At 42.7% G+C, this 11,031-nt stretch carries 6 protein-coding genes and 1 pseudogene; 3 read left to right on the top strand and 4 right to left on the bottom strand.

The features are described from left to right. Together QVP90_RS19950 and QVP90_RS03275 are read left to right on the top strand one after the other, a co-directional pair. Nucleotides 1–109, top strand: a pseudogene (locus QVP90_RS19950) (MBL fold metallo-hydrolase); the annotation flags it as partial. Nucleotides 110–233: 124 nt separating this feature from the next. After that, the gene (locus QVP90_RS03275) at nt 234–740 is read left to right on the top strand and encodes a flavin reductase family protein (RefSeq protein ID WP_025819187.1); all 507 of its coding nucleotides are present in this window, start codon (nt 234–236) and stop codon (nt 738–740) included. A 549-nt stretch (nt 741–1,289) separates the two neighbouring features. Here the strand turns inward: QVP90_RS03275 and QVP90_RS03270 are convergent. From QVP90_RS03270 to QVP90_RS03255, 4 genes are all read right to left on the bottom strand, one after another. Next, on the bottom strand, nt 1,290–3,377 hold the full coding sequence (locus QVP90_RS03270; RefSeq protein WP_005931346.1) for a S9 family peptidase: 2,088 nt from the start codon (nt 3,375–3,377) through the stop codon (nt 1,290–1,292). Nucleotides 3,378–4,390: 1,013 nt separating this feature from the next. Beyond that, nucleotides 4,391–5,722 carry an MATE family efflux transporter gene (locus tag QVP90_RS03265; RefSeq protein WP_021935636.1) on the bottom strand — a complete coding sequence of 444 codons (1,332 nt, stop codon included), beginning with the start codon at nt 5,720–5,722 and terminating at the stop codon, nt 4,391–4,393. Between the two features lie 119 nt (nt 5,723–5,841). Continuing rightward, a complete protein-coding gene (gene yidC, locus QVP90_RS03260) occupies nt 5,842–7,698 on the bottom strand; it encodes a membrane protein insertase YidC (protein ID WP_005931352.1) in 1,857 nt (618 codons plus the stop codon). A 24-nt stretch (nt 7,699–7,722) separates the two neighbouring features. Further along, entirely contained in the window at nt 7,723–9,327 is a 1,605-nt protein-coding gene (locus QVP90_RS03255) for a CTP synthase (protein ID WP_005931355.1), read from the bottom strand. Between the two features lie 126 nt (nt 9,328–9,453). On the opposite strand from QVP90_RS03255, the gene QVP90_RS03250 reads away from it, so the two are divergent. Continuing rightward, nucleotides 9,454–11,031 (top strand): DUF3078 domain-containing protein (locus QVP90_RS03250; RefSeq protein ID WP_288203898.1); only part of this gene is annotated, 1,578 nt, incomplete at its 3' end.

Here is an 11,031-nt window from a genome sequence, read left to right as displayed (position 1 = left end):
ACCGCTCCACGATCCTCCTCAAGTTTTTGCTGCTGAGGCAAGGAAAAGGAATATTAAAGTAGCTATTCCTACGCTGGGAGATATCGTGAAACTGAAAAAGCAAAAGTAGGAAGTTCAGTTTGTTACCGTTGTGTATGCGAAGGATGTATTTTTCTTTGTATAGTGATAAAGATGTGTATCAGAAAAAATGGTGTACCAAAGAAGATAGTGTATAAACATAGAAAGAGATGATCATGAAAAAAGTAGAAGTTAAAGAACTCTCAGAGAATTTTTTTGAAGCAATAGGAAAAGAATGGATGTTAGTTACGGCCGGAAACAAGGAAGCATTCAATACAATGACTGCCAGTTGGGGTGGTATCGGCTGGCTTTGGAATAAGCCTGTGGCTTTTGTTTTTGTTCGTCCCGAACGGTATACTTATGAATTTATTGAAAAGGGCGATTTCCTTACGCTTTCTTTTTTGGGAGAAGAGAATAAGAAGATTCATGCTGTTTGTGGTTCCAAGTCCGGCAGGGAGGTGGATAAAGTGAAGGAAACCGGATTGAAACCGTTGTTTACAGCACAAGGGAATGTACTTTTTGAACAAGCCCGTTTGAGTTTGGAGTGCAGGAAGCTTTATGCCGGGGAGATTGGTCCTGAAAACTTTTTAGATAAGAATTTGATTGAGAAATGGTATGGAGGTTCGCACGGTGGATTTCATAAAATGTATGTAGTTGAAATAGAAAATGTGTGGATGCGCTGATTTGCTGCCATATGGATTTGTTGATTCGTTGATAATGATTGCATATCTTAAGACAGTGTCTATACGATTGTGCAAATAGATGAGGCTGACGACTCGATCAGCCCCATCAACTCAGAAGAAAGAAAAACCTCAATCACCTAAAACCTATTTTATTTTTCTGTTTTTCCTTTCCATTTCTGTAGTCCATTGTCCAATACGTAGACTTGAATTTTTTTTCTGCATATTCGGCAAAAGTACGTACATCGAAGAATTTCACTCCTTTTTTTTGAATTTTCTGGGCGAATTTTTTATTGGGTAAAGCCGTGTGTTTTTGTCATCATAATTACTCCATATTTTTGAAGCTCCCTCTCTACAGAGGTGTCTCATTGTTTGATTATATTAACTTTTTTCTAATAAAACAATTTTCTAATGGAAAATATTGACGCGATAACATTTATTTGCTAAGAAATAAAAGATTCTGTATGAATTTAAGAAAAATGTACAAATATATAGCAAAAAGCTCCTTTGGCGATCCAAAGGAGCTTTTTCATTTTCAATCGGCTTACCGGTTTATTTCAGCCATTTATCCAACCATTCGAAGAAGGTACGTTGCCACAGAATACCATTCTGCGGTTTCAGTACCCAATGGTTTTCGTCCGGATAGATTAATAGTTCCGCAGGAACTCCGCGCATTACCGCAGCATCGAAAGCAGCCATTGCCTGATTGGCAAGGATGCGATAGTCTTTCTCTCCATGGATACACAGAATGGGAGTGTCCCATTTGTCTACGAACAGATGTGGAGAGTTGGCGAAGGTGCGTTGCGCTGTTGCGTTCTGCTTTTCCCAATAAGCGCCGCCCATGTCCCAATTGGCAAACCATTTCTCTTCTGTTTCGAGGTATTGCATTTCCATGTTGAAGATACCGTCGTGAGCAATGAATGCTTTGAAGCGTTTGTCGTGATGTCCCGCAAGCCAGTAGACGGAGAATCCTCCGAAGCTGGCACCTACGCAGCCCAGACGTTCCTTATCCACGAAAGGCTCTTTAGCCATTTCATCGATTGCAGTGAAGTAGTCTTTCATGCACTGGCCGCCATAGTCGCCACTGATGGCTTCGTTCCATTCGTTACCGAATCCCGGAAGGCCGCGACGGTTCGGGGCTACAATGATATAATCGTTGGCAGCCATGATTTGGAAGTTCCAGCGGTAACTCCAGAATTGGCTGACGGGGCTTTGTGGGCCACCTTCGCAGAAAAGTAGCGTGGGATATTTCTTGTTCGGGTCGAATTTGGGAGGATAAATTACCCAAGTCAGCATCTGTTTGCCGTCGGTGGTTTTCATCCAGCGTCCTTCCACTTTTCCCATTTCGAGTTGGTCGTATATCTGCTTGTTCTCCTGTGTCAGCTGAGTAGTCTTTCCATCCAGACTGATGGCATAAATTTCATCACCCATACTGATAGAATGGCGTTTGGCGATCAGCTTGTCTCCGAAAAGGGCAGGAACACCATAGTCGTACATGCCTTCGGTAATGGCTCTGACAGAATTGTCGGTAAGGTTGAGGGCATATATTTGTACCTCTCCGTGCCATACACCTGTGAAATAGATCGTTTTCGCATCGGCACTCCAGATAAAAGCATCCACATTCGATTCGAATCCTTTGCTGGCAAATCTTTTTTCGCCCGTTTCGAGATTCATCACCATGAGCCGGTTCTGGTCGGCTTCGTATCCGTCGCGTTCCATACTTTGCCAAGCGATGTATTTACCATCCGGTGAGTATTGCGGGTTGGTGTCGTATCCTTTGTTTTCTTCGGTTATGTTTACGGTTTGCTTGGTGTTCAAATCATAAACATAGATATCGGAATTGGTAGAGATGGCGTATGCCAGTCCGGTTTTCTTGCGGCAAGTATATGCCACTTTATCCGAAGTAGTGTTCCAAGCCAGTTGTTCGATGCCACCCCAAGGTTTCATCGGGCTTTCGTAGGGTTCACCATCCAGTATGTCGACAATATTCGAGATTGCATTGCCATCGAAATCGGCCACAAACGGATGCGGGGCGGTGGTTACCCATTCGTCCCAATGTTTGTACATCAGATCGGTGACGATGATGCCTGTTGCCTTGGGTAGATCGGGATATTTGTCGGCTGTGCTTTTCACTGTTTTCACTTGCGAAATGAAAAGGATCTTCTTTCCGTCCGGTGAGATGGAGAATCCCTCGATATCTCCGTCGTAGTTGGTGAGTTGTCTGCGTCCGCTACCGTCCGGATTCATTTCATAAATCTGGCTGCTTCCGTTGTCGTTGCTTAAGAAAGCTATTTTAGTTCCGTTTTTGATCCAGACAGCAGCATTCTCTTGATAGGGAGTATGGGTGATCTGCTTGGTGTCACTTCCATCCGCATTCATCACGAAGAGTTCTCGGTTACTTTTGTTCTGGGATACGCTGTAATAAGCTACGCTGTACACTATCTGTTTGTTATCGGGTGATACGGATAGCTCGCCGATACGCCCCATTGCCCATAATGCTTCGGGCGTCATGCGCATCCCTTCGATTTTAATATCCGATTTACAGATGAGTGCTTCTGCGCTCTGTCCTGCGTCTTTGGTGCCGCCGCAGGCTGCTAACATCATTGTTGTTGACATAACTAACAGTTTGGCTTGTCTCATATTTTTTCTTGTTAATTTTAGTTGTGCGAAGATAACGATTAAATTTTATTTCTCTGTAGGGTGATGTGAAATAGTTTAAGTTCTTATGGCAAGGGCTAAAAGATGCTACGTCTTTTCTAAAAAGATATATGTCCTTTGAGAGAAACACGTTATGTCTTTTTTCTAAACTTGCTACGTCTTTTTCTAAAGTCTGCTACGTCTTTTTGACTTATACTGATTTATACTAAAAACCGGTTGTTACTTTCAACGGTTAGTTGCTAATTGAGTTGTCAGATTCTGTTATTCTTTCCTGAAAAAGTTGTTGGCTTATCTGTATTGTTCCTGAAATAGTTGTCACGAAGGAAAACAGTGGAAAACTTATAACTGAACCGGTTTACATCTATTTCGTCTAAGCCCTGAATAAGTTGGTAGATGCGGAACATTACAGGTATCGTGAGAGATATGTTCTGTTTTTTGATTGATTTGTATGAACTTGATTTCTAAAGATGAAAATGGTGTATTTGTGTTACGTTTTTCAGACGCAGTTTTGAGACTTAGGGTTCGCAAGGTTCATCGTTCATCTATGGCCCCTTCTGTGGAACTTATTTTGTCTTAAAAGTTTGTTGTTCAAATATATATGTATATTCTGTGTTTCTGCTTTTTGAGCGAATTTAGCGAATAAATATCTTTATTACTATTGTTTGTTTATGGAAAGTTTTTAACAATCATGTGCTTTTTGTATTTTTTTGTATTTTTGATTTTTTATATACATTATAGTAAATGATTCTGATCTTTTTCAGCCAAATAGGGTCTAAAAGGAACGTTGAACCTTTGTGAACCCTAATATTTATTTATCTTATTGAATATTAGAATTTTATACTGAATCTTGTTTTCTTTATAATAGCATAATTTAATAGGTATGGAAAAAGTATATATGTGATATATTTATACATTTATATTCTATGCGATATTTTGATTTTCATTCTATTTTGTTGCAATTAATTAAACCTTAAATTCTTTTGCTCATCTACTGGTTATATCTTTTTCTGTTGCCAATTTCCTTTTTGGATATACCATCGGCAGAGTATCAGTGTAAGGATCGCATACACGTGTTCCGAAGTCCAGCAGAGGGCTACGTCCACTCTCAAATACAGGATCAGATAGGTGATGTAGGCAACATAAACCACCAGCACGGACATCTCCATGATCAGTGCTGTACGTGTATTACCCGTACCCGATACGGACTGGAAGTATACATTGGCCGGGACCATGATGAGATAACCCGTACACAGTACCCACAACGATGGGACAGAAGCTTCCCGCAGTGAGGGGATATCCGTGTAGATACTTAATGTCAGGTTGGGAAACAGGGCAAAAAATATCAGTAGCGGGATAACGAAAGCATAGGCTATCCGTATATGCTGGCGGATCGTTCCTTGTACGCATTGCGTCTCTCCGGCTCCGATCAGGTTACTCACCAGTGAACCGCAGGTGGCAGCAAATGCCATAGTCATCATGAACGGTATGCCGGAAACATTGCGGATGATATTCGTAACAGCCAATGCACGTTCTCCCAGATGTTCCACGAACAGGAAGAATGTAAGCCAGGTAGACATGGATAGGAGGTTCTGTATCATTGTCCAGAGAGAGACCCCCAATATGCGTTTTAATATTTCCGGTTGGAAGGCGGGTAGCTTGTTGAGCGCATACTTCCGGCAGTCAATCCGCCTCCAGGTATAGATGATGAAGAATAGTACAGAGACCAATTCTGCCAATGACGAACCGATGGCTGCTCCGGCAATTCCCAGTTTGGGGAAGCCGAATTTTCCGAAAATCAGGATGTAGTTGAATACCACATTCGACAGTACCATGACAATGGAATTCAATGTCAGCGTTTTGGTTTGAGTGGTGCCCACGAAGAATGCCCGGAACATCACCATGATAAATGAGAAGAAGAAACCGAAGATGCGCCAATTGATGTAGCTGAGGGCTGCTTCATAAATGTTGGGCGAAGAGATGATGTTCTTCAATAGATGTGGTGAGAAATGCAGCGACATGGCAAATACGATTACCGCCAGCACCAATAAGAAATAAATCCCCTGATAGAAGATAGGGCCTATTTCATTGTATTGCCGTTCTCCGTTGCGCCGTGCCATCATGATCTGTGCCCCGATGCTGAAACCGAATGCCATCATAAAGATGACCATGTAATAGATACCTGCAATGGCTGATGCACCCAGTTCTATTTCTCCTACACGCCCCAGAAAGGCTGTGTCTGTCATTCCGATCATCTGCTCCATGACGAGACTGATCAAAATTGGATAGGAGATAATCCATATTTCCTTATAAGTATATTTAGTTTTCATTCTATTCTTTACTGTTTTGTCGTTGTCTGACTTGACATGCATGCCTGTATAAAAATCACAAAAGCCGGACTAACTCTTTCTTAAGTTTACCCGGCTTTTGCATTATAATGGAATAGCTTTTATCGCTTATTCTGCTGCTGTTTTGCTTTTGCCATCTCTTCCTGCTGCTTTTGCATAGCTTCAAGACGGGCGGCAAAGCCGGTTTTTTTCATTTGTTTCGGGTCTTTTTTCTTCGCTTCGAGAATGGCAAGCAACTTGTCTTCGTCGGTTGTTTTGCGAAGTACGATCATCGTACCCACGCTGATCAGCGTTGAAATAAAGTAGTAATAATTCAATCCCGAAGGATAGTCATTCAAGACGAAAAGGAACATTACGGGCATCAGATACATCATCCATTTCATTGCTGCCATCTGGGGCTGTGCACCGGTATCCTGCTGTTGCATGGTGAACTTAGTGTTCAGGATGTTGGTCACTGTCATCAACAGACAGAACAAACTGAGGTGATTGCCTAAGAATGGGATATGGAACGGGAATGTAATGAATGCATCGTAAGTAGACAAGTCGTCCGCCCAAAGGAAGCTTTGCTGGCGAAGCTCGATAGCGCTCGGCACAAACATAAACAATGCCATGAGGATAGGGAACTGTAACAGCATTGGCAAACAACCTCCCATCGGGCTTACTCCATACTGGCTATACAGGCTCATTACTTCCTGTTGTTTTTTCATCGCATCTTCCTGTTTCGGATATTTCTTGTTTATTTCATCTATTTTCGGTTTCAGTACGCGCATTTTGGCCGATGACATGTAAGTCTTCCAAGTGGCCGGATATACGGCGATTTTCACTATGATGGTCAGAATCAGCAGAACGATACCCATGCTCAGTCCCCAACCGGAAAGCCAGTCGAACACGTTGATGGTGATAAATTTGTTGATCCAGCGAATCAACGGCCATCCTAAATAAACCAGATTGTCGAGTTCCCATTTATCATCGCGTCCTTTATCAAGTGCTTTTAGCGTTTTGTAATGGTTCGGACCGAAATAGAAATACATGTCGGTAGCTTGTTTTCCGGTCGGATCGAAGAAAGTATTCATTTCTGCGGAATAATCTTTGATATAGCCGCTTCCCTGTTTCTCCATTCTCGACTTGACGTTTACCTTATCAAAGTCCTGATTGGCGATGAATACGGAAGAGAAGAACTGATTCTTGAAGGCAATCCAGTCTACACGTCCTTCAATCTGCTTTTCATCGTCTTTGGCAGCCGAAAGATTGTCTGTATCGTCATTGGCTATTTTGTACATCAACTCGGCCAGACGGTTTTCATAAGTGAACCCTTTTTCAAGTTGACGTGCACGTTGCGACCAAGAGATATCTACATAATCCGTTGAAGCGAGTTTTCCTGCCATACCTGTTGCCTGAATGGTGAATCTCAACAGATAACTGTCTGGCTTCAGCGTATAGGTAAAGTCGATATAGCTGTCGCTGTCGGCAGTCAGACGCATGGTCAGGCTGCTGTCGGTTTTGTTGACAACCTCAAAATAATAATCCTTTGTCTGGATGGTCTCTTTTTTATTATAGAAGTTGAAGTTCATTTCGGCATCACTGCCATTGAACAGCACAACCGGTTTACCATCCTGTCCGTTATAGTCTTTTAGCATCGCGGAATAAACACGTCCTCCTTTATTGTCGAAAGTGATTTCCACTAAGTTATTCTGAATAGTGGTGAAAGATTCTTTGCCTTGCATGGCATTGAAGAAAAGCGAAGTCGAATCTACCGTACCGGTGGCTTCTCCTTTCTCATTGGCCAACGCTGCTGCCGCTTTGGCTTTGAGGGCTTCCTCCTGTTTCTGCACCACTGCAATGGAGTCGTAGTATTTCTTTTGTGCAGCGATCTGTTCCTCGCTCGGACGGCTCAGAAAGCTGAAACCTACTAATAAGATAGCTATTAAAACGAGACCTGTTATGGTGTTTTTATCCATTTTTAATTCTTGATTATTTAATTATTATTTGCTGATTGCTGCCTTGATGAATGATACGAATAGCGGATGCGGATTCAATACCGTACTGCTATATTCCGGATGGAACTGAGTTCCTACGAACCATTTCAATGCGGGGATTTCCACAATTTCCACTAAACCCGATTCCGGATTGATACCCGTACACTTCATACCTGCGGCTTCGTATTCGGCTTTAAATTCGTTGTTGAATTCATAGCGGTGGCGGTGGCGTTCTTGGATATATTCGGTCTTGTAGGCTTCATAAGCCTTGCTGCCTTTTTCCAACGTACATTCGTAGGCGCCCAGACGCATCGTTCCACCCATATTGGTGATTGCTTTCTGTTCCTCCATGATGTCAATGACGTTGTGCGGTGTTTTTTCGTCCATTTCGCGTGAATTGGCATCCTTATATCCTAATACGTTGCGGGCAAACTCGATAGCGATACATTGCATACCTAAGCAGATACCGAATGTCGGTATGTTATGGGTACGGGTATGTTTGATAGCAACGAATTTACCTTCGATGCCGCGTTGGCCGAAGCCGGGACCTATCATCACGCCTGCCATGCCTTTCAATGCTTCTGCTACATTGTCCTCTGTCAGCGTTTCACTGTTTACAAAATCCACCTGAACTTTACAGTCGTTGTAAGTTCCTGCCTGTGAAAGAGCTTCGCGGATCGATTTGTAGGCATCCTGCAAATCATATTTACCTACCAGGGCAATGTGTACCGGTTCTGTGTTTTCCGCTTTATGACGGCGTTCGAGGAATGTGCGCCATGGGCCGAGTCCCGGAGTCTCGCCTACGGGAAGCCCCATCTTTCTCAGAATCGTTTCATCCAATCCTTGTGCCTGCATCAGTATAGGCACTTCATAGATAGTAGGAGCATCGATGCTCTGTACGACGGCGTTCTCGTCTACATTGCAGAATAGGGCTACTTTCTTGCGAAGGCTGGCGCTCAGTTCGTGTTCGGCGCGCAGTACGAGGATATCCGGTTGGATACCGGCGCTTTGCAACTCTTTTACGGAGTGTTGGGTCGGTTTTGTCTTTAACTCGCCGGCTGCAGCCAAATAAGGAACATAAGTAAGATGTACGCACAATGCATCTTTTCCTAACTCCCATTTCAACTGACGGATGCTTTCTACGTAAGGGAGTGATTCGATATCGCCTACGGTTCCGCCTATTTCGGTGATTACAAAGTCGAATTTATATTTATTGCCCAGCAACTTCACGTTGCGCTTAATCTCATCGGTGATATGTGGAATTACCTGAATCGTTCTACCCAGATAGTCACCGCGACGTTCTTTGTCAATAACGCTTTTGTAGATACGTCCGGTGGTGATGTTGTTGGCTTTTGTTGTCTGGATACCTAAGAAGCGTTCGTAGTGTCCCAAATCAAGGTCGGCTTCATGTCCGTCTACGGTTACGTAGCATTCTCCGTGTTCATAAGGATTCAGTGTTCCCGGGTCGATGTTGATATACGGGTCAAACTTCTGAATGGTTACTTTATAACCTCTTGCTTGCAGCAATTTACCGATGGATGATGAAATAATACCTTTTCCTAACGAGGAAGCTACACCACCGGTGACGAAAATATACTTTGTTTCTCCCACAGCTATAACTGTTTTAATTATTTGTTTACTATGATGTAATTCTTATAAGTCTAACGCATTAAAAACTGCAAAATTACAAAAAAATGGGCAAGTAATGAGTAATCGTTGAAACAAATTTATTAAAAAATGCAATTCGTTCTTTTTAAGAGGGAAGAAAGGGTGGCAAAAACAACTTTCCTTTTCTTTCCTTTTTTAAAGATTTTAATGTATTTTTGCGCTCAAATTACAAACGACATGAAGAACTGTTACATTTCATTATTCACATTAGCGATTATTTTATCTTCATCGGTGATGGCGCAAGATGCGGTTAAACCTGTGTTGGATAGTTTAAATAATGTAGTAAAGGCGGATACGTTGTTGCCGGTAAAAGTTGATTCGTTGCCGGCGGCGAAGCCCGATGTGCAATTGTCGGAAAAAAACGATACACTGCGGGCTGTAAAATCCGATAGGCCGTTGGTGGTGAAGACAGGTACGAAGCCGTCGTTAAAAGCTGTAACGCCCGTACCGGAGAAACCGGATACGCTTGCTGCGGGACTTCAGCCATATCTTATATTAAAACTGGATCCTAAAACAAATAAATTGGATACGGTTTCGATTTTGTATGAGAAATATATCGGGGCATTGAACTACTTGAATGACCCTGCTGTGCCGGAACGCTATATTCCGGTAAATCCCCAATATTATCGGTTGTTTACACCGTTGGCTTATTATTATTCTCCGATAGCGGAGTATTCTAAAATTGACTGGGAACTTCCTAAGATCGATACGGTATCTGTTGATTATTCCAAATGGCTGCCTTACAATGAAGATCAGTTCACCTCTTTGAAGCGTTCAAATAAAATTGTAGACCGCACATTGATGGGGGTTTACCTGAATGCACCCCAGCTTGTACGTACTACGGAAAAGCAGATCAGAAGCCGGAAAGTGTTCCGGGAAGATGTGAAGCCGAAAGCGAAAACAGAAGTGTTGCGTTTGTTTGATAAAGAGCCGATGGATGTGGGGGTAGGAGAAGCCGAATTGAAGATCAGCAAGCCAAACTGGTGGGTAACAGGTGGTAACGGTTCGTTGCAGATTACCCAGAACTATATTTCCGACAACTGGTATAAAGGAGGGGAAAGTAACAATGCGCTGTTGGCCAATCTGCAATTGTTTGCCAACTATAATGACCGTGAGAAGGTGCAATTTGAAAATATGCTGGAAGCGAAACTCGGATTCAATTCGACACCGTCGGACGAATATCATAAATATCTGGTGAACACCGACCAGCTCCGTTTGTATAGCAAATTGGGTATACAGGCAGCCCATAACTGGTATTATACCATTTCTGCTGAATTCAAAACGCAGTTCTGCAACGGTTATAAGGCCAATAGTGAAGAACTGGTTTCTGCATTCTTTGCTCCTGCCGATTTAGCGATCAGTGTCGGTATGGACTATAAACTGAAGAAGAAGAAATTCAACTTCTCTTTGTTCCTTGCGCCGTTGACATACAACCTGCGGTATGTGGGCAACAGCGAAGTGAACGAAACGAAATTCGGTCTGGATGAAGGCAAGTCTTCCAAGAATGATTTCGGTTCACAGTTTCAGCCTACTTTAACCTGGAATATTATTCCTTCCATCTCGTTTGATTCGCGTTTGAATTATCTGACCAGTTACAAATGGGTACGTATCGAGTGGGAAAATACAGTGAATTTTGTGCTGAACCGT

This window comes from Bacteroides sp. CAG:189 (assembly GCF_000432295.1).
GTDB classification, from domain to species: domain Bacteria; phylum Bacteroidota; class Bacteroidia; order Bacteroidales; family Bacteroidaceae; genus Bacteroides; species Bacteroides salyersiae.
The sequence above is the reverse complement of the archived record's forward strand: the minus strand, read 5'-3'. Positions and strand labels throughout refer to the sequence as shown.

Coding starts and splice junctions, on each gene's coding strand:
- QVP90_RS03275 (WP_025819187.1), top strand. CDS start 234: ATGAAAAAAGTAGAAGTTAAAGAACTCTCAGAGAATTTTTTTGAAGCA.
- QVP90_RS03265 (WP_021935636.1), bottom strand. CDS start 5,722: ATGAAAACTAAATATACTTATAAGGAAATATGGATTATCTCCTATCCA.
- QVP90_RS03270 (WP_005931346.1), bottom strand. CDS start 3,377: ATGAGACAAGCCAAACTGTTAGTTATGTCAACAACAATGATGTTAGCA.
- yidC (WP_005931352.1), bottom strand. CDS start 7,698: ATGGATAAAAACACCATAACAGGTCTCGTTTTAATAGCTATCTTATTA.